General features: G+C 72.8%; 15 protein-coding genes and 1 pseudogene. 9 read left to right on the top strand and 7 right to left on the bottom strand.

The genetic code is table 11. The features are described 5' to 3' along the window. Positions 1-9: 9 nt before the first annotated feature. Entirely contained in the window at positions 10-1,431 is a 1,422-nt protein-coding gene (gene sufB, locus ACZ7LB_RS02670; RefSeq protein ID WP_471465016.1) for a Fe-S cluster assembly protein SufB, read from the bottom strand. Positions 1,432-1,509: 78 nt separating this feature from the next. Continuing rightward, positions 1,510-2,256 carry a helix-turn-helix transcriptional regulator gene (locus tag ACZ7LB_RS02665; RefSeq protein ID WP_471465015.1) on the bottom strand — a complete coding sequence of 249 codons (747 nt, stop codon included), beginning with the start codon at positions 2,254-2,256 and terminating at the stop codon, positions 1,510-1,512. 170 nt (positions 2,257-2,426) lie between these two features. On the opposite strand from ACZ7LB_RS02665, the gene ACZ7LB_RS02660 reads away from it, so the two are divergent. From ACZ7LB_RS02660 to ACZ7LB_RS02645, 4 genes are all read left to right on the top strand, one after another. Continuing rightward, the gene (locus ACZ7LB_RS02660) at positions 2,427-3,239 is read left to right on the top strand and encodes an AAC(3) family N-acetyltransferase (protein WP_471465014.1); all 813 of its coding nucleotides are present in this window, start codon (positions 2,427-2,429) and stop codon (positions 3,237-3,239) included. Between the two features lie 31 nt (positions 3,240-3,270). Then, a complete protein-coding gene (locus ACZ7LB_RS02655) occupies positions 3,271-4,194 on the top strand; it encodes an ABC transporter ATP-binding protein (RefSeq protein WP_471465013.1) in 924 nt (307 codons plus the stop codon). Continuing rightward, a complete protein-coding gene (locus ACZ7LB_RS02650) occupies positions 4,191-4,976 on the top strand; it encodes an ABC transporter permease (protein ID WP_471465012.1) in 786 nt (261 codons plus the stop codon). Before ACZ7LB_RS02655 ends, ACZ7LB_RS02650 begins: the two co-directional genes overlap by 4 nt. 219 nt (positions 4,977-5,195) lie before the next feature. Beyond that, complete coding sequence (locus ACZ7LB_RS02645; RefSeq protein WP_471465011.1) at positions 5,196-6,215, top strand: COX15/CtaA family protein; 1,020 nt, start codon at positions 5,196-5,198, stop codon at positions 6,213-6,215. Here the strand turns inward: ACZ7LB_RS02645 and ACZ7LB_RS02640 are convergent. The 3 genes and pseudogenes from ACZ7LB_RS02640 to ACZ7LB_RS02630 all read right to left on the bottom strand — a co-directional run bounded on the left by ACZ7LB_RS02640 (position 6,170) and on the right by ACZ7LB_RS02630 (position 8,418). Further along, positions 6,170-6,907, bottom strand: a pseudogene (locus tag ACZ7LB_RS02640) (nucleotidyltransferase domain-containing protein). The gene ACZ7LB_RS02645 and the pseudogene ACZ7LB_RS02640 sit on opposite strands and share 46 nt — an antisense overlap. 127 nt (positions 6,908-7,034) lie before the next feature. Then, a complete protein-coding gene (locus tag ACZ7LB_RS02635) occupies positions 7,035-7,367 on the bottom strand; it encodes a hypothetical protein (protein WP_471465010.1) in 333 nt (110 codons plus the stop codon). Between the two features lie 97 nt (positions 7,368-7,464). Continuing rightward, positions 7,465-8,418, bottom strand: coding sequence for a heme o synthase (locus ACZ7LB_RS02630; RefSeq protein ID WP_471465117.1), 954 nt, complete (start codon positions 8,416-8,418; stop codon positions 7,465-7,467). 375 nt (positions 8,419-8,793) lie between these two features. Here ACZ7LB_RS02630 and tkt point away from each other — a divergent pair, with 375 nt between their 5' ends. Genes tkt through pgl form a run of 5 tightly spaced genes read left to right on the top strand, consistent with a single transcriptional unit; the run spans position 8,794 to position 15,470 of the window. Continuing rightward, a complete protein-coding gene (tkt, locus tag ACZ7LB_RS02625; RefSeq protein ID WP_471465009.1) occupies positions 8,794-10,881 on the top strand; it encodes a transketolase in 2,088 nt (695 codons plus the stop codon). 34 nt (positions 10,882-10,915) lie between these two features. Next, the gene (gene tal, locus ACZ7LB_RS02620) at positions 10,916-12,034 is read left to right on the top strand and encodes a transaldolase (protein ID WP_471465008.1); all 1,119 of its coding nucleotides are present in this window, start codon (positions 10,916-10,918) and stop codon (positions 12,032-12,034) included. A 3-nt stretch (positions 12,035-12,037) separates the two neighbouring features. Beyond that, positions 12,038-13,561 (top strand): glucose-6-phosphate dehydrogenase, encoded by a 1,524-nt coding sequence (gene zwf, locus ACZ7LB_RS02615; RefSeq protein ID WP_471465007.1) that lies wholly within the window; start codon positions 12,038-12,040, stop codon positions 13,559-13,561. Beyond that, positions 13,558-14,691: a glucose-6-phosphate dehydrogenase assembly protein OpcA gene (opcA, locus tag ACZ7LB_RS02610; protein WP_471465006.1), complete on the top strand. Its 1,134-nt coding sequence runs from the start codon at positions 13,558-13,560 to the stop codon at positions 14,689-14,691. The genes zwf and opcA overlap by 4 nt, the downstream gene beginning before the upstream one ends. Then, a complete protein-coding gene (gene pgl, locus ACZ7LB_RS02605; protein WP_471465005.1) occupies positions 14,688-15,470 on the top strand; it encodes a 6-phosphogluconolactonase in 783 nt (260 codons plus the stop codon). Before opcA ends, pgl begins: the two co-directional genes overlap by 4 nt. A gap of 217 nt (positions 15,471-15,687) precedes the next feature. Here the strand turns inward: pgl and ACZ7LB_RS02600 are convergent, their stop codons facing one another. After that, positions 15,688-16,704 (bottom strand): hypothetical protein, encoded by a 1,017-nt coding sequence (locus ACZ7LB_RS02600; protein WP_471465004.1) that lies wholly within the window; start codon positions 16,702-16,704, stop codon positions 15,688-15,690. 63 nt (positions 16,705-16,767) lie between these two features. Beyond that, positions 16,768-18,420, bottom strand: coding sequence for a glucose-6-phosphate isomerase (gene pgi, locus ACZ7LB_RS02595; RefSeq protein WP_471465003.1), 1,653 nt, complete (start codon positions 18,418-18,420; stop codon positions 16,768-16,770). Between the last annotated feature and the right edge of the window lie 95 nt (positions 18,421-18,515).

The following is an 18,515-nucleotide window of genomic DNA, read 5'->3' as shown; positions in this document are numbered from 1 at the left end:
CCGGTCGGGTCAGCCGACCGCGCCTTCCATCTGGAGCTCGATCAGCCGGTTGAGTTCGAGCGCGTACTCCATCGGCAGTTCCTTGGCGATGGGCTCGACGAAGCCGCGCACGATCATCGCCATCGCCTCGTCCTCGCTCAGGCCGCGGCTCATCAGGTAGAAGAGCTGGTCCTCGGAGACCTTGGAGACGGTCGCCTCGTGGCCCATGGACACGTCGTCCTCGCGGACGTCCACGTAGGGGTAGGTGTCCGAGCGGGAGATGGTGTCGACGAGGAGCGCGTCGCACAGGACGTTGGACTTGGAGCCCGGGGCGCCCTCGCCGATCTCGATGAGTCCGCGGTAGGAGGTGCGGCCGCCACCGCGCGCCACGGACTTGGAGACGATGTTGGAGGACGTGTTCGGGGCCATGTGGACCATCTTGGCGCCGGCGTCCTGGTGCTGGCCCTCGCCCGCGAAGGCGATGGACAGGGTCTCGCCCTTGGCGTGCTCGCCCATCAGGTAGACGGCCGGGTACTTCATCGTCACCTTGGAGCCGATGTTGCCGTCGACCCACTCCATGGTCGCGCCCTCGTAGGCCACCGCGCGCTTGGTGACCAGGTTGTAGACGTTGTTCGACCAGTTCTGGATGGTGGTGTAGCGGCAGCGGGCGTTCTTCTTGACGATGATCTCGACGACGGCGCTGTGCAGCGAGTCGGACTTGTAGATCGGGGCGGTGCAGCCCTCGACGTAGTGCACGTAGGCGCCCTCGTCGACGATGATCAGGGTCCGCTCGAACTGGCCCATGTTCTCCGTGTTGATGCGGAAGTAGGCCTGGAGCGGGATCTCCACGTGCACGCCCTTCGGCACGTAGATGAAGGAGCCGCCGGACCAGACGGCCGTGTTCAGCGCGGCGAACTTGTTGTCACCGGCGGGGATGACGGTGCCGAAGTACTCCTTGAAGAGCTCCGGGTGCTCCTTGAGGGCGGTGTCGGTGTCGAGGAAGATGACGCCCTGCTCCTCCAGGTCCTCGCGGATCTGGTGGTAGACGACCTCCGACTCGTACTGGGCGGCGACGCCGGCGACCAGGCGCTGCTTCTCGGCCTCGGGGATGCCCAGCCGGTCGTAGGTGTTCTTGATGTCCTCGGGGAGGTCCTCCCAGGACTCCGCCTGCTTCTCGGTGGAGCGGACGAAGTACTTGATGTTGTCGAAGTCGATGCCGGAGAGGTCGGAGCCCCAGTTCGGCATGGGCTTCTTCTCGAAGAGGCGCAGGCCCTTGAGCCGGAGCTTGCTCATCCACTCCGGCTCGCTCTTCTTGCCGGAGATGTCCCGGACGACGTCCTCGTTCAGGCCGCGGCGCGCCGACTCACCGGCCTCGTCGGAGTCGGCCCAGCCGTACTCGTACTTGCCCAGGCCCTCGAGTTCGGGGTGGGCAGTCTCCGTGGGGAGAGTCATGCGGGGTTCCTCCCGGCCGTGTTGTGCGGGTGCGTAGAAGTCTGGGACATCGGGGTTCGGGGCATCGGGCCGGGACGGCTAGGCGGTCCGCGGGACCCCGCCGGGTCCGGCGGCGCGGGCGGGCCCGGCCGCCGGGGCGGGTTTCCCGGCCCTGGGCACGAAGGTGGTGCACACGCCGTCCCCGTGGGCGATGGTCGCGAGCCGCTGCACGTGGGTACCGAGCAGCTCGGCGAAGAACTCCGTCTCCGCCTCGCAGAGCTGCGGGAACCGCTCGGCGGCGTGGGCGACCGGGCAGTGGTGCTGGCACAGCTGCTCGCCCTGCTGGGGGTGGGGCGCGCTCCGCGACATGGCGGCGTACCCGTCCGCGCTCAGGGCTTTCGCCAGCGCCTCGGTCCGCCGTTCGGGTGCGACGCCGTCGAGCGCCTCGCGGTAGGCGCCTGCCTGGGCGGCGATGCGGGCGCGGGCGAAGGCCGCCACGGCCTGCTCCCCGCCCCCGTGCTCGGCGATCCAGCGCAGGGCGTCCAGCGCGAGCCGGTCGTACTCGTGGTGGAAGGCGTCGCGTCCGCAGTCGGTCAGCGCGAAGACCTTGGCCGGCCGCCCGCGCGTCCGCGTGCCGTAGACCCGCTGCTCACGGGCCTCCACCACGTCATCGGCGGCGAGCGCGTCGAGGTGGCGCCGGACGGCGGCCTGGGTCAGGCCCAGGCGTCCGGCGAGATCCGCGACGGTCGACGGCCCGTGGTCCAGGATGGAGCGCGCGACCCGGTTGCGGGTGGACCGCTCCCCGGTCGCGAGTTCCTCCTGCGGAGCCTCGCCAACGTTTTTCACAACGCCATTGTTGCGTAATTCATCGGGGCCGGGCAAGCCGCCACCGGATCACACGGGGTGCCCTGCATCACTTAGGCAAACCTAAGCTGACCTGCGGAAACGATCTCCCGCCGCCGGGAGCGCGGAAACCGGGTGGCGCCGCCGGCGGGGCACCGGTCACACTCCGGCCCATGTCCGCACCCCCTCCCGCAGGCCCCCTCGCCACCCGCGGCACCCTCGCCGCCGACCTCCGCGAGCTGGGCGTCCGCCCCGGTGAGACGCTCCTCGCGCACTCCTCGCTCAGCTCCCTGGGCTGGGTCTGCGGGGGTCCGGTCGCGGTGGTGCGCGCCCTCCTCGACGCGCTCGGCGCCGACGGCACCCTGGTCGTGCCCACCCACACCGGCGACCTCTCCGACCCGGCGGAATGGACCGCCCCTCCGGTGCCGGAGGAGTGGTGGGAGACCATCCGCGCGTCGATGCCCCCCTACGATCCCCGGACCAGCCCCTCCCTCGGGGTCGGCGTGATCCCCGAGACGGTGCGCACCTGGCCCGGCGCCCTGCGCAGCGCGCACCCCCAGACCTCCTTCGCCGCCCTCGGCCCGCGCGCCGCCGAGGTGACCGACGGCCACGCCGCCGACTGCCGGCTCGGCGCCCGCAGTCCCCTGGGCGCGCTGGAGCGGATGGGCGCCCGGGTCCTGCTGCTGGGCGCCGGCTACGACGCCTGCACCTCCTTCCACCTGGCCGAGTACCGGATCCCCGGCCCCCCGGTGGAGGTCGGCCGCCCCGGGCCGGACGGCTGGGAGACCGCCGTGGAGGTGCCGGTCAGCGCCGAGCGCTTCGCCGAGCTGGGCCACGCCTTCGAACGGGACCGCCCGGTGACGCGCGGCACGGTCGGCGCGGCGGCGGCGCGGCTGTTCCCGGTGGCCGACGCGGTGGCCTACGCCGAGCGGTGGCTGCCCGCGCACCGGCCCCGCGGGGAGGGCGGCGGGCACCCCCGCTCCTGAGCGCCCCGCCGCCTCCCTAGACTCGTGACCCATGCGAAGCGAGCCCGTGGTCCAGGTCCGGTCCCTGGTGAAGCGGTACGGCACCAGGACCGCGGTGGACGGCCTCGACCTGGAGGCCCGGCCGGGCGTCACCGCCGTCCTCGGCCCCAACGGGGCGGGGAAGACCACCACCGTCGAGACCTGCGAGGGATACCGGCGGCCGGACGCGGGGACGGTGCGCGTCCTCGGCCTCGACCCGGTCACCCAGGGCGACGAGCTGCGCCCCCGCATCGGGGTGATGCTCCAGTCCGGCGGCGTCTACTCCGGCGCCCGCGCCGACGAGATGCTGCGGCACATCGCCGCGCTGCACGCCCACCCGCTGGACGTGGACGCCCTGATCGAACGGCTCGGGCTCGGCTCCTGCGGCCGGACCGGGTACCGGCGGCTCTCCGGCGGCCAGCAGCAGCGGCTGGCCCTGGCCATGGCCGTGGTCGGCCGCCCGGAGCTGGTCTTCCTCGACGAGCCCACCGCCGGGCTGGACCCGCAGGCCCGGCGCGCCACCTGGGACCTGGTGCGCGACCTGCGCGCCGACGGCGTCTCGGTGATCCTCACCACGCACCACATGGACGAGGCCGAGCGGCTCGCCGACGACGTCGCCGTGATCGACGCCGGGCGGGTCATCGCCCAGGGCTCCCCCGAGGAGCTGTGCCGCGGCGGTGCCGAGAACACCCTGCGCTTCACCGGCCGCCCCGGGCTCGACGTGGAGTCCCTGCTCAAGGCCCTGCCCCCGGGCAGCTCGGCCGCCGAGTCGGCGCCGGGCTCCTACCGGGTCGCCGGCCTGGTCGACCCGCAGCTGCTGGCGACGGTGACCTCCTGGTGCGCCCGGCACGGGGTGATGCCGGACCGGATCTCGGTGGAGCGGCACACCCTGGAGGACGTCTTCCTGGAGCTGACCGGCAAGGAGCTGCGCTCATGACCACCACGACCCCCGGCGGGCCCGGCACCTACGCGCCGCGGCCCGGTGCCGCGCCGCTCGGCCGGATGATCGCCGCGCAGGCCGCGCTGGAGACACGGATGCTGCTGCGCAACGGCGAGCAGCTGCTGCTGACGGTGATCATCCCGACGCTGCTGCTGGTGCTGTTCAGCTCCGTCGACATCATCGACACCGGCGCCGGGAAGTCCGTCGACTTCCTCGCCCCCGGTGTGCTGGCGCTGGCCGTGATGTCGACGGCGTTCACCGGGCAGGCCATCGCCACCGGGTTCGAGCGCCGCTACGGGGTGCTGAAGCGGCTGGCCGCCTCGCCGCTGCCGCGCTGGGCGCTGATGACCGCCAAGACGGTGTCCGTCCTGGTCACCGAGGTCCTCCAGGTGGTGCTGCTGGCCGTGATCGCCTTCGCGCTGGGCTGGTCGCCGCGGGGCGGCCCGCTCCCCGTGCTGCTGCTCCTGGTGCTCGGCACGGCCGCCTTCTCCGGCCTCGGCCTGCTGATGGCGGGCACCCTGAAGGCCGAGGCCACCCTCGCCGCCGCCAACCTGGTCTTCCTGCTGCTGCTGGTGGGCGGCGGCGTGATCGTGCCGCTGGACCGGTTCCCGGACGCCGCGCAGCAGGTGCTGGGCCTGCTGCCCATCTCGGCGCTGTCGGACGGACTGCGGGAGGTCCTCCAGCACGGCGCGGGCATGCCGTGGGGCGATCTGGCGATCCTGGCCGTGTGGGCGGTCGCGGGGCTGGCGGCGGCCGGCCGCTTCTTCCGCTGGGAGTAGCCCGGGTGAGCGGGCCGCCTCCCGGGTCCGGGCGTCGGCGGGGTCCGGCCCGGGAAGGGAACCGGCCCGGGAAGGGCTCCCGGCCCGGGAGCGGGGCCGGCCGGGCAGGGCGGTCCCGCTAGGGCGGGGTATCGGGCCCGGAAGCGGCTCCCGCCGCCCGGAGGCCCCGGCGCACCGGACGACCCCCCTCGTGAACGCGTGCACAAGCGGCGGCCTACGATGGACGGCGTGCCCAACGTGACCCGTGCCGACGCCGCAGCCTTCGCGCGCAACCCCCTGGCCTTCATCGCCGCCCGCTGGACCCCGAGGCCCGTGACCGTGCGCCGGTCCGCGTTCGGCGCCCTGGCCATGACGGTGATCATCGTCGTCACCGGCGGCGCGGTCCGCCTGACCGGCTCCGGCCTCGGCTGCCCGACCTGGCCCAAGTGCACGGACGACTCGCTCACCGCCACCAGCGCCATGGGCGTCCACGGCGTCATCGAGTTCGGCAACCGCCTGCTGACGTACGTGCTGTGCGCCGCCGTCGGCTGGGCGATCGTCGCCGCCCGGTCGCAGAAGCCGTACCGGCGCGGGACGGTCCTGCTGGGCTGGGCCCAGTTCTGGCTGGTCATGGGGAACGCGGTGCTCGGCGGCATCGTGGTCCTGGTCGGCCTCAACCCGTACACCGTCGCCGCCCACTTCCTGCTCTCCACGGCGCTGATCGCGGTCGCAACCGTCATGTGGCAGCGCACCCGGGAGGGCGACGCGGCACCGCGCCCGCTGGTCGGCACGTCGGTCGTGCAGCTCGTGTGGGTCATGGTCGGGGTCTCGGCCGCGCTGATCGCGGTCGGCACCGTGGTGACCGGGGCGGGGCCGCACGCGGGCGACTCCAGCGACGTGCCGCGGATGCCGCTGGACTGGGAGACAGTCAGCAAGCTGCACGCCGTGCTGGCGTGGATCGTGGTGTCGCTGGTCTTCGCCACGTGGTTCGTCCTCAAGGCCGTCGACGCCCCCGCGGGCCCCCTGGCCCGCACCCGCGACCTGTTCGTGGTGCTGCTGCTCCAGGGCGCCGTCGGCTATGTGCAGTACTTCACCGACCTGCCCGAGATCCTGGTCGGCCTGCACATGTTCGGCTCCTGCGTCATGTGGATCGCGGTGCTGCGGCTGCTGCTGTCGCTGCGCGAGCGCCCCTCGGACACGCCGGTGCCGCCCGCTCAGGAGTACGACGCCACCAGCCTGTCGATGGCCGGGCCCAAGTAGGCCCGGGTCAGCCCGGCGCGGCGGGCGGCGCCCGGCCCGGCGTCCGGACCGGGAGTGCCGTAGCGGCGCCGGACGATGTCCTCGACGACCTCGGCGGGCGCCCCGAGCCCCGGCAGTTCGTCCAGGGCCCGCCGCTTGGTGATGAGGCTGCCGTCGCGCAGGGTGGCCGTCGCGCGGGCGAAGGTGAGCAGCCCGAGGTCGACCCAGACGTCCTGGTGCCAGAGGTCGGGGCGGCGCACGGCGGGCCGCCAGAAGTCCCGCTGGTCCCGGACGACGAAGGCGGCCAGCTCCGCCGGGTCCACCGGCGGCAGCAGCTCCCCCGGCTCCGCGCCGCGCAGGACGCGTCCGAAGGCGTGCAGCTCGGCGCGGGTGACGGGGCTGACGGGCCGGGTGAAGAGGCCGCCGTGGGCCTAGGTGGCGTGGCGGCGGGCGGGGTCGTCCAGGCTTCCGGGCACCGGATAGCTGCAGTGCAGCCGCCCGGCGAGGGGCGCGGTGCGCAGCCGGGCGTGGAGCACCCCCAGCCGCCAGGCGGTGCGCGGGGTCAGGGGGCCGTCCAGCACGGCGATCAGGTCGAGGTCGCTGCGCCCCTCCTGGTAGTCGCCGCCCGCCAGTGAGCCGTGCGCCCACACGGCGGCGGGGGTGAGGGGGGCCAGGGCGTCGAGGAAGCGGTCGAGCAGGACGTCGGTCTGCATCGGCCCAGTCTCCCCCGGCCCGGGCCCGGCCCGTAACCCCACGCGGCACCGGGCGCCCCGAGCGTTCGCGGTCCCGGCGCCCCGCCCGGTCCCGCCCGGTCCCGGAAGTCCCGCCCCGTCCCGCGGCTCAGGCGCCGCTCGCCCCGCCGAGCTGGAGCCCGGCCATCCGCGACCACTCGTAGGGGCCGGTGCGCACCTTGGCGGCCATCTCGCCGTCGAAGTCCTCGCGGAGGGTGATCCCGGCCTTCCCGACCGCCTGCCGGGCGTTGTCGTAGGAGGTGGCGACGAGGTCGCCCCAGATGCCGTCCGCGCCGACGAGGACGATCCGGGCGCCGCGCTGTCCGAGGTAGGCCACCTGGGCCTCGGCCCCGCCGTGCGCCCGGGAGAAGGCGCCGATCCACCGGGCGAGCCGCGTCACCTGGCGCCCGGCCTTCGCGTCAACCTGCTGCGTGTCTGCCATGGGCAGGATGCTACCGACGGGTAGAGCGGACGGCGACGGGCGGGGTCCGTGGCCCGGGCCACGCACTCCCGCCCGCCGGATGCCGGGGTGGGTCCGCTCAGCGCAGGAAGGGGTCGACCGCGATGGCGAGGAAGAGCACCGACACATAGGTGATCGACCAGTGGAACAGCCGCATCTCCTTGAGCTTGGAGCCCGTCACCTCGGCCTTGGCCCGGTTCTGCAGCCCGTGCGCCTCCCACAGCCACATCCCGCCGGCCAGCAGGGCGACGGCCGTGTAGAACCAGCCGGTGTAGCCGAGCGGGGTGAGCAGCAGCGAGACGGCCACCATCACCCAGCTGTAGATCACGATCTGCCGGGCGACGACCTTGTTGGAGGCGACGACCGGGAGCATCGGGACGCCCACGCGCGCGTAGTCGTCCTTGACCTTCATGGACAGCGGCCAGTAGTGCGGCGGGGTCCAGAAGAACATGACCAGGAAGAGGATGACCGGGGCCCAGGACATCGAGTTGGTCACCGCGGACCAGCCGATCAGCACCGGCAGGCAGCCCGCGATGCCGCCCCAGACGATGTTCTGCGAGGTGCGGCGCTTGAGGATCATCGTGTAGACGACGACGTAGAAGAGGAGCGCGCCGAGCGACAGCCAGGCCGACAGCCAGTTGACGGTGAGGCCGAACAGCAGGGTGGAGACGACCGCCAGGGCGATGCCGAAGGCCAGGCACTCGCGCGGCCCGACCATGCCGGTGACCAGCGGGCGCTGCGAGGTCCGCTCCATCAGGGCGTCGATGTCGCGGTCGATGTACATGTTCAGCGCGTTGGCGCCGCCCGCGGACAGATAGCCGCCGAGGCAGGTCAGCAGCACCAGCTTCAGATCCGGCACGCCCTGTTCGGCGAGGAACATCACCGGAACGGTGGTGATCAGCAGAAGCTCGATGATCCGCGGCTTGGTCAGCGCCACGAACGCCTTGACACGGGCCCCGAACGGCCGGTGACTCGGGCTCTGGCTCGTCCCGATAACCCCCGCAGGACGGGATTCAACGGCCGTCACGCACACCCCTGACAGAGACATCCCAGCGAGCCACCCTGTGAAGTGCCGGTGAAGGCTCGCGCGTACCACGCCACTTTAGACGTTGCCCATACCCCGTTCTCCCCGGGGGTGGGGTCGTGTTGACGGGGGTGCTCCGACGTGCGCGGCGAAGATCGTTCGAGCGGTCAGATGAGCGGCTCCGCATTCACCTGCTGAACCGGCATCCGCCCAGTCGGCAGGCGGTTTCCGAAGAGTCCCGTCAGTCTTGATTCCGGGGGAAAACGCACGTCCTCCCAAGGGTAGGCTCGGCAGCGGCCGGCCGACGCACGACCAGGCGCCGGCAGCCGGTGACGCGGCCACGCGCACCGGCATCCGACATGTGGAGAGGAGCCCTGACCCAGGGTGAGCATCAAGCCGACCACCACAGACCTCGACTGGACCGAGCTGGACCAGCGGGCCGTGGACACCGCTCGTGTCCTGGCCGCCGACGCCGTACAGAAGGTCGGGAACGGCCATCCGGGAACGGCGATGAGCCTGGCACCCGCGGCCTACACCCTCTTCCAGAAGGTGATGCGGCACGACCCGGCCGACGCGAACTGGGTCGGCCGCGACCGCTTCGTGCTGTCCGCCGGCCACTCGTCGCTGACCCTCTACACACAGCTCTACCTGGCCGGTTTCGGTCTGGAGCTGGATGATCTCAAGGCCTTCCGGACCTGGGGCTCCAAGACCCCCGGCCACCCGGAGTACGGCCACACCACGGGCGTGGAGACCACGACCGGGCCGCTCGGCCAGGGCGTCGCCAACGCGGTGGGCATGGCCATGGCCGCCCGCTACGAGCGCGGTCTGTTCGACCCGGAGGCCGCCGAGGGCGAGTCGCCCTTCGACCACTTCGTGTACTGCGTCGCCGGTGACGGCTGCCTCCAGGAGGGCATCTCCGCGGAGGCGTCCTCCCTGGCCGGCCACCAGAAGCTCGGCAACCTGGTCCTGCTGTGGGACGACAACCACATCTCGATCGAGGGCGACACCGAGACCGCCGTCTCCGAGGACACCGTCAAGCGCTACGAGGCCTACGGCTGGCACGTGCAGCGCGTGGAGCCCAAGGCGGACGGCGACCTGGACCCGGCGGCGATCCACGCGGCCGTCCAGGAGGCCCGGCGGGTCACCGACCGGCCGTCCTTCATCGCCATGCGCTCGATCATCGCCTGGCCCGCCCCGAACGCGCAGAACACCGAGGCCTCGCACGGCTCGGCGCTCGGCGACGAGGAGGTGGCCGCCACCAAGCGCGTCCTGGGCTTCGACCCGGAGCGGACCTTCGAGGTCTCCGACGAGGTCATCGGCCACACCCGCGGCGCGCTGGAGCGCGGCCGGGCGGCCCGCGCGGTGTGGGAGAAGTCCTTCCAGCAGTGGCGGGACAACAACCCGGAGCGCGCCGCCGAGTACGACCGGGTGGCCGCGGGCGAGCTGCCCAAGGGCTGGGAGGAGAAGATCCCGGTCTTCGAGGCGGGCAAGGGCGTCGCCACCCGCGCCGCGTCCGGCAAGGTCCTCCAGGCCCTCGGCGCGGTGATCCCGGAGCTGTGGGGCGGCTCGGCCGACCTGGCCGGCTCCAACAACACCACCATCGACAAGACCTCGTCCTTCCTCCCGGCGGGCAACCCCCTGCCGGAGGCGGACCCCTACGGGCGCACCATCCACTACGGCATCCGCGAACACGCGATGGCCGCGGAGATGAACGGCATCGCCCTGCACGGCAACACGCGCGTCTTCGGCGGCACCTTCCTGGTGTTCTCCGACTACATGCGCAACGCGGTGCGGCTGTCGGCCCTGATGCACCTGCCGGTGACGTACGTGTGGACCCACGATTCCATCGGCCTGGGCGAGGACGGCCCGACCCACCAGCCGGTCGAGCACCTGGCCTCGCTGCGCGCCATCCCGGGCCTGAACGTGGTCCGCCCGGCCGACGCCAACGAGACGGCCATCGCCTGGCGCGAGATCCTGCGCCGCTGGACCAAGGAGTACGGCAAGGGCCAGCCGCACGGCCTGGCGCTGACCCGCCAGGGCGTGCCGACCTACGAGCCCGACGAGAACGCGGCCCGCGGCGGCTACGTGCTGTTCGAGGCCGAGGGCGGCGAGCCGCAGGTGCTGCTGATCGCCACCGGCTCCGAGGTGCACCTCGCCGTCGAGGCCCGTGAGCGGCTCCAGGCCGAGGGGGTGCCGACGCGGGTGGTGTCCATGCCGTCGGTGGAGTGGTTCGAACAGCAGGACCAGGGGTACCGGGACGGCGTCCTGCCCCCGTCCGTGAAGGCGCGCGTCGCGGTCGAGGCCGGGATCGGCCTGACCTGGCACAAGTACGTCGGGGACGCCGGCCGCATCGTCTCCCTGGAGCACTTCGGCGCGTCCGCGGACGGCAAGGTCCTCTTCCAGGAGTACGGCTTCACCGCCGGCAACGTGGCCGCCGCCGCGCGGGAATCCCTCGCCGCGGCTCAGCGCTGACGCCCGTATACGACACGTAGGAGATGCATTTTCCATGACAGACGCACTGAAGCGCCTTTCCGACGAAGGCGTCGCGATCTGGCTGGACGACCTGTCGCGCAAGCGGATCACGTCCGGCAACCTCGCCGAGCTGATCGACCAGCAGCACGTCGTGGGCGTCACCACCAACCCCTCGATCTTCCAGAAGGCCATCTCGCAGGGCGACGGCTACGACCGTCAGCTCGCCGACCTCGCCGCGCGCCGGGTCACCGTCGAGGAGGCCATCCGGATGATCACCACGGCGGACGTCCGTGACGCCGCCGACATCCTGCGCCCGGTCTTCGACGCCACGGACGGCAAGGACGGGCGGGTCTCCATCGAGGTGGACCCGCGCCTGGCGCACGACACCCGGGCGACGGTCGCGGAGGCCAAGCAGCTCGCCTGGCTGGTGGACCGGCCCAACACCCTGATCAAGATCCCCGCGACCGAGGCCGGGCTGCCGGCCATCGCGGAGACCATCGGCCTGGGCATCAGCGTCAACGTCACGCTGATCTTCTCGCTGGAGCGCTACCGCGCGGTCATGGACGCCTTCCTCACCGGCCTGGAGAAGGCCCGGGAGCGCGGCCTGGACCTGTCGAAGATCCACTCGGTGGCGTCCTTCTTCGTGTCCCGCGTGGACACCGAGATCGACCGGCGGATCGACGAGCTCGGCACCGACGAGGCCAAGGCCCTGCGCGGCCGGGCCGCCGTCGCCAACGCCCGGCTCGCCTACCAGGCGTACGAGGAGCTCTTCTCCTCGGACCGCTGGAACGACCTGGAGAAGCTGGGCGCCAACCGCCAGCGTCCGCTGTGGGCGTCGACGGGTGTCAAGGACAAGGCGTACAGCGACACCATGTACGTCACCGACCTGGTCGCGCCCAACACGGTGAACACCATGCCGGAGGCGACCCTGCTGGCCACCGAGGACCACGGCGAGATCACCGGCGACGCCGTCACCGGGACGTACGAGCGGGCCCGCGCCGATCTGGACGCGGTCGAGAAGCTGGGCATCTCCTACGACGAGGTCGTCCGGCTGCTCGAGGACGAGGGCGTCGAGAAGTTCGAGGCGGCCTGGAACGACCTGCTGGAGTCCACGGAGGCGGAGCTGAAGCGCCTCGCTCCCTCGGAGGGCTAGAAATTGTCGAGCAGCAATCCGCTGCGTGACCCCGCAGACCGACGGCTCCCGCGCATCGCGGGGCCGTCGGGCCTGGTCATCTTCGGCGTCACCGGCGATCTGTCCCGCAAGAAGCTCATGCCCGCCGTCTACGACCTCGCCAACCGCGGTCTGCTGCCGCCGGGCTTCTCGCTCGTCGGGTTCGCCCGCCGGGACTGGGAGCACGAGGACTTCGCGCAGGTCGTCCACGACGCCGTCAAGGAGCACTCCCGCACGCCGTTCCGCGAGGAGGTCTGGCAGCAGCTCATCCAGGGGATGCGCTTCGTGCAGGGCACCTTCGACGACGACGACGCGTTCGAGCGGCTGCGCGCCACCATCGACGAGCTGGACAAGGCCCAGGGCACGGGCGGCAACTTCGCCTTCTACCTCTCGGTGCCGCCGAAGTCGTTCCCCGTGGTCATCCAGCAGCTCAAGAAGCACCGGCTCGCCGACCAGAGCGGCGGTTCGTGGCGGCGCGCGGTGATCGAGAAGCCGTTCGGCCACGACCTGCGGTCGGCCGAGGAGCTGAACGCCATCGTCCACGAGGTCTTCGCCTCGGACCAGGTGTTCCGCATCGACCACTACCTCGGCAAGGAGACCGTCCAGAACATCCTGGCGCTCCGCTTCGCCAACACCATGTTCGAGCCGATCTGGAACCGGTCCTACGTCGACCACGTGCAGATCACCATGGCGGAGGACATCGGGATCGGCGGCCGGGCCGGGTACTACGACGGCATCGGCGCCGCCCGCGACGTCATCCAGAACCACCTGCTGCAACTGCTGGCGCTGACCGCCATGGAGGAGCCCGCCTCCTTCGGCGCCGACGCGCTGGCCGCCGAGAAGACCAAGGTGCTCGGCGCCGTCCGGCTCCCCAGGGACCTGGGCCGGGACACGGTGCGCGGGCAGTACGCGGCCGGGTGGCAGGGCGGCGCGAAGGCCGTCGGCTACCTGGAGGAGGAGGGCATCGACCCCGCCTCGAAGACCGACACCTACGCCGCGATCAAGGTCGGGATCGACAACCGCCGCTGGGCGGGCGTCCCCTTCTACCTGCGCACCGGCAAGCGGCTGGGCCGCCGGGTGACGGAGATCGCGGTGGTCTTCCAGCGGGCCCCGCACTCCCCCTTCGACACGACGGCCACCGAGGAGCTGGGCTCGAACGCGATCGTCATCCGCGTCCAGCCCGACGAGGGCGTCACCGTCCGGTTCGGCTCCAAGGTGCCCGGCACCTCGATGGAGATCCGGGACGTGTCCATGGACTTCGCCTACGGGGAGTCCTTCACGGAGTCCAGCCCGGAGGCGTACGAGCGCCTCATCCTGGACGTGCTGCTCGGTGACGCGAACCTCTTCCCGCGCACCGAGGAGGTCGAGCTGTCCTGGAAGATCCTCGACCCGATCGAGCGGTACTGGGACGAGAACGGCACCCCCGCGCAGTACCCGGCGGGGACCTGGGGCCCCGTGGAGGCGGACGAGATGCTGGAGCGAGACGGACGGAGCTGGCGCCGGCCATGAAGACAGACCTCACGGACACCACTGCCAGCAAGATCAACAAGGCGCTGGTGCTTGGCCGCAGGGCCATCGGCACCCCGGCCGTCGGCATGGTGCTCACGCTGGTCATCGTCACCGACGAGGAGAACGCCTACGACGCGCTGAGGGCGGCGAGCGACGCCGCGCACGAGCACCCCTCGCGCACCCTCGTCGTCATCAAGCGGGTCTCCCGCTCCCCCCGGGACCGCACCCAGTCCCGGCTGGACGCCGAGGTCCGCCTCGGCACCGACGCCGGCACGGGGGAAACGATTGTCCTGCGGCTGTACGGCGATGTGGTGGACCACGCCCAGTCGGTGGTCCTGCCGCTGCTGCTGCCGGACGCCCCGGTGGTGGTCTGGTGGCCGGTGAACGCGCCGCTGCACCCGGCCCGGGACCCGCTGGGCGCGCTGGCCCAGCGCCGGGTCACCGACACCTACGCCTGCGAGGACCCGGTGGGCGAGCTGGTGGCCCGCGCCGACGCCTACACCCCGGGCGACACCGACCTGTCCTGGACCCGCATCACCCCGTGGCGCTCGATGCTGGCGGCGGCGCTGGACCAGGTCGACTGCACGGTGCAGGGCGTCGAGGTGGAGGGCGAGGAGTACAACCCGAGCTGCGAGCTGCTGGCCATGTGGCTCGCCGACCGGCTGGAGGTGCCGGTGCGGCGCACCGCCTCCGGGGGACCGGGGCTGACCGCCGTGCGGATGGAGACCGACTGCGGTCCGGTCGTGCTGGACCGGGCGGACGGCTCACTGGCCACCCTGTCCGTCAAGGGGCAGCCGGCCCGCGCGGTCGCGCTCAAGCGCCGCGAGACGGCCGAGCTGATCGCGGAGGAGCTGCGGCGCCTGGACCCGGACGACACCTACGCCTCCGCGCTGCGCTACGGCGTGGACCGGCTGGCCGCGCCGGACGCGCCCGGCGGGACGGGCGCCGGGGACAGCTCCGGCCCGGGCCCCGGCTCCGCGGAAGGGGACGGTGACGGTGCCGAGGGCATCGGCGGGTCCGGGGACGCCGCGGATGACGCCGTGGCCGCCGAGGGGGCGGCCGGGGACGACGCGAAGGCGCCCGTGAAGGCCCGGAGGAAGACCCCGGCGAAGAGGACGGTGGCCAAGTGAGCACTCCCCAGGTGGTCGTGCACCGGGACAAGGAGCTGATGGCCGAGGCCGCGGCAGCCCGTCTGGTCACGAGGATCGTGGACGCCCAGACGGCCCGGGGTTCGGCGTCCGTCGTGCTGACCGGCGGCCGCAACGGCAACGGGCTGCTGGCCGCCCTCGCCTCGTCCACGGCCCGGGACGCCGTCGACTGGACCCGCGTCGACCTCTGGTGGGGCGACGAGCGGTTCCTGCCGTCCGGCGACCCGGAGCGCAACCTCACACAGGCCCGCGAGGCCCTGCTGGACGCGGTGCCGCTGACGCCGGAGCGGGTGCACCCGATGCCCGCCTCGGACGGCCCGTACGGCACCGACGTGGAGGCCGCCGCGGCGGCCTACGCGGCGGAGCTGGCCCGGGCGGCGCGGCCCGGGGACCCCGTCGCCGTGCCGTCCTTCGACGTGCTGCTCCTCGGGGTCGGCCCGGACACCCATGTGGCCTCCCTGTTCCCGGAGCACCCGGGGGTGCGGGAGACGGAGCGCACGGTGGTCGGGGTGCACGGCTCGCCGAAGCCGCCGCCCACCCGGATCTCGCTGACCCTGCCCGCCATCCGCGCCGCCCGCGAGGTGTGGCTGCTGGCGGCGGGCGAGGACAAGGCGAACGCGGTGGCGATGGCCCTGTCGGGCGCGGGCGAGGTCCAGGCACCGGCGGCGGGCGCCCGCGGCGGCTCCCGCACCCTGTGGCTGCTGGACTCGGCGGCGGCCGCGCGGCTGCCGAGGTCCCTGTACCCGCCGGCGTCGGCGTAACCGGCCGCGCCGCGGCGAAGGGCCGGGGCACCGGGGGAGAACCCCGGTGCCCCGGCCCTTCGCCGTTCGTCCCGCGTGCGGTCCGGGCCGCCCCGGCGCGGTGCCGTCCGGGGCCCGCGCGTCCGCTTCCCGCCGTCGTCGGGCCGGCCCGCTCAGGGCCCGCCGCCTCCGTGGGCCCGGGTGCCCCGCCGGGCCGGGGCCCGCTCCCCGGCCCGGGTCACGGCCCGTACGGGTTGCGCCCGTAGGGGTTGCCGTGGGGCGGGACGCCGTAGGGGTTGCCCTGCGGCGGACCGTAGGGGGTGCCCTGCGGCGGACCGTAAGGGTTGCCCGGGGGTGGAGCGTACGGGTTGCCCGTCGGGGGCCGGTGCCCGTAGGGGCTGCCCTGCGGCGGGACACCGTACGGCGGGGGCACGGGCGGCACCGGCGGCATCGGAGCCGTCGGGGGCATCGGAGCCGTCGGGGGCATCGGGGGCGGCATCGGCGGGATCCGCCCCGTGAAGGGCGCCGTCGGGGCCGGGTGGGCGGCGAGCCGGATGCCGTAGTGGCGCCGCAGCCGCCCCGCCTCCAGCAGCGCGATACAGGTGACCGTCACGGGCGCGCCCAGGATGAAGACGACGCCCATCGTGAGGCTCAGCCCGTGCAGATCGCCCGTGACCAGGTCGGGAACGGCCATCAGCCAGGTGGTCACGGTGGCCAGCAGCGGCGGCAGGCAGCGGTGCACCCCCGCGGTGCCGAAGAAGTTGCCGGAGACGTGCACCGCGCCCCGGGCCACCACGACCATCAGCCACAGGGCGAGCGGCCCGAGCAGCAGCGTGTAGAAGCCCATCGAGATCTGCAGCAGGAAGACCGTCAGCATGATCGAGCCCACGAAGAGCAGCAGCAGCTTCAGCGAGTTCAGCAGGGGGGTCCGGAGGGAGCGGACGGTCCCGCCGCGCCGCCAGACGAGCACCATCACCCCCACCGTGACCGGGGTGATGAACAGCAGGACGGCGGAGGCCGTCAGCATGTTCTCCAGGATCTCGTCGAACGAGAAGCCGCCCTCGACGAAGGTGTAGACGCCGACGGCAGCGACCAGCCCGGCGATGAGGCGGGCCCGTTTGAGCCGCTCCACGGCCGGGTCGATCGCGTCCGGTATCCAGGCCGGGTGGAAGGCCGCGCGCGCGACGCGCTTGGGACGCAGCGCGTCCCGTGCCCTCAGCCCGCCGCCCGTCCAACCGCCGGGCGAACCAGCCATGTCGTACTCCCCCGAGTCACCATGTCCTTGATCGCGGAGGAGTCTACGGGACGGGCCGGGCCCTCACTCCCGGCCGCGCGACTCCCGGTAGGCGGCCACGAGCGCGGCCGTGGAGGGGTCGAGGCCGGCGACGGTGCCGGTGCCGGTCAGGGCGGGTTCCAGGCGCCGGGCGAGGACCTTGCCCAGCTCCACGCCCCACTGGTCGAAGGAGTCGATGTCCCACACCGCGCCCTGCACGAACACCTTGTGCTCGTACAGCGCGATCAGCTGCCCCAGCACCGACGGCGTCAGCTCCGGCGCCAGCACCGTCGTCGTCGGACGCCCGCCCTCGAACGTCCGGGGCGCCACCAGCTCCTCCGCCACCCCCTCGGCCCGCACCTCGGGCGCCGTCCTGCCGAAGGCCAGCGCCTGGGTCTGCGCGAAGAAGTTCGCCATCAGCAGATCGTGCTGCTCCGCCAGGACCGGCCCCAGCTCCGGATGCGGACGGGCGAAACCGATGAAGTCCGCCGGGACCAGCTCCGTCCCCTGGTGCAGCAGCTGGAAGTACGCGTGCTGCCCGTTCGTCCCCGGCGTCCCCCACACCACCGGGCCCGTCGCCCACTCCACCGGCTCCCCGCCCCGGGTCACCGACTTCCCGTTCGACTCCATGTCCAGCTGCTGGAGATACGCCGTGAACCGCGACAGATAGTGGCTGTACGGAAGCACCGCGTGCGACTGCGCGCCGAAGAAGTTCCGGTACCACACCCCCAGCAGTCCCATCAGCAGCGGCACGTTCTCCTCGGCCGGAGCCGTCCGGAAGTGCTCGTCCACCGTCCGGAAGCCGTCCAGCAGTTCGCCGAACCGCTCCGCCCCCACCGCCACCATCAGCGACAGGCCGACCGCCGAGTCGAAGGAGTAGCGGCCCCCCACCCAGTCCCAGAACCCGAACATGTTCGCCGTGTCGATCCCGAACCGCGCGACCTCCTCCGCGTTCGTCGACACCGCCACGAAGTGCCGGGCCACCGCCGCCTCGTCGCCCAGCCCGGCCAGCAGCCAGGACCGCGCCGACGACGCGTTGGTCACCGTCTCCACCGTCGTGAAGGTCTTCGACACCACCACGAACAGCGTCTCCGCCGGGTCCAGCCCCCACAGCGCCTCGTGGAGGTCCGCGCCGTCCACGTTGGACACGAAACGGAACCCCAGCGAACGGTCCGAGAAGGCCCGCAACGCCTCGAACGCCATCGCGGGACCCAGGTCCGACCCGCCGATCCCGATGTTCACCACGGTACGGATCCGCCGCCCCGTGAAGCCGCGCCACTCCCCGGACCGCACCCGCTCGGCGAACGCCCCCATCCGGTCGAGCACCTCGTGCACCGCCGGAACCACGTTCTCCCCGCCGGACTCCACCACGGCGCCCCGCGGCGCGCGCAACGCCGTGTGCAGCACCGCCCGGTCCTCGGTCACGTTGATCCGCTCGCCGCGGAACATCGCGTCCCGCAGCCCCGTCACGTCGACCGCCGCGGCCAGCCCCCGCAGCAGCCGCAGCGTCTCGTCCGTCACCAGGTGCTTGGAGTAGTCCACGTACAGGTCGCCCACCCGCAGCACCAGACGGGTGCCGCGCCCGGGGTCGGCGTCGAACAGCGCGCGCAGTCGTACGTCACCGAGCCGCGCGCGGTGGTCGGCCAGCGCGGCCCATTCCGGCAGCCGGTCGAGCCGTGTACGGGCGTCTGCGTTCATGTCGGAGTCAGCCTTCTTCCTTGTCGCGGTTGCCCCTCTGCGATCAACCTAATTGATCGGCAGGGCAGCCGCGTTCCACGGACCGGCCGGGTCCG

This window comes from Streptomyces sp. NPDC107521 (assembly GCF_055598485.1).
The sequence above is the reverse complement of the archived record's forward strand: the minus strand, read 5'-3'. Positions and strand labels throughout refer to the sequence as shown.

Excerpts from the sequence above, each read along its gene's own strand:
- sufB (WP_471465016.1), bottom strand. The coding sequence starts at position 1,431 with ATGACTCTCCCCACGGAGACTGCCCACCCCGAACTCGAGGGCCTGGGC.
- ACZ7LB_RS02660 (WP_471465014.1), top strand. The coding sequence starts at position 2,427 with ATGTCCGCACCCCCTCCCGCAGGCCCCCTCGCCACCCGCGGCACCCTC.
- ACZ7LB_RS02655 (WP_471465013.1), top strand. The coding sequence starts at position 3,271 with ATGCGAAGCGAGCCCGTGGTCCAGGTCCGGTCCCTGGTGAAGCGGTAC.
- ACZ7LB_RS02650 (WP_471465012.1), top strand. The coding sequence starts at position 4,191 with ATGACCACCACGACCCCCGGCGGGCCCGGCACCTACGCGCCGCGGCCC.
- ACZ7LB_RS02645 (WP_471465011.1), top strand. The coding sequence starts at position 5,196 with ATGGACGGCGTGCCCAACGTGACCCGTGCCGACGCCGCAGCCTTCGCG.
- ACZ7LB_RS02635 (WP_471465010.1), bottom strand. The coding sequence starts at position 7,367 with ATGGCAGACACGCAGCAGGTTGACGCGAAGGCCGGGCGCCAGGTGACG.
- tal (WP_471465008.1), top strand. The coding sequence starts at position 10,916 with ATGACAGACGCACTGAAGCGCCTTTCCGACGAAGGCGTCGCGATCTGG.
- opcA (WP_471465006.1), top strand. The coding sequence starts at position 13,558 with ATGAAGACAGACCTCACGGACACCACTGCCAGCAAGATCAACAAGGCG.
- ACZ7LB_RS02600 (WP_471465004.1), bottom strand. The coding sequence starts at position 16,704 with ATGGCTGGTTCGCCCGGCGGTTGGACGGGCGGCGGGCTGAGGGCACGG.
- pgi (WP_471465003.1), bottom strand. The coding sequence starts at position 18,420 with ATGAACGCAGACGCCCGTACACGGCTCGACCGGCTGCCGGAATGGGCC.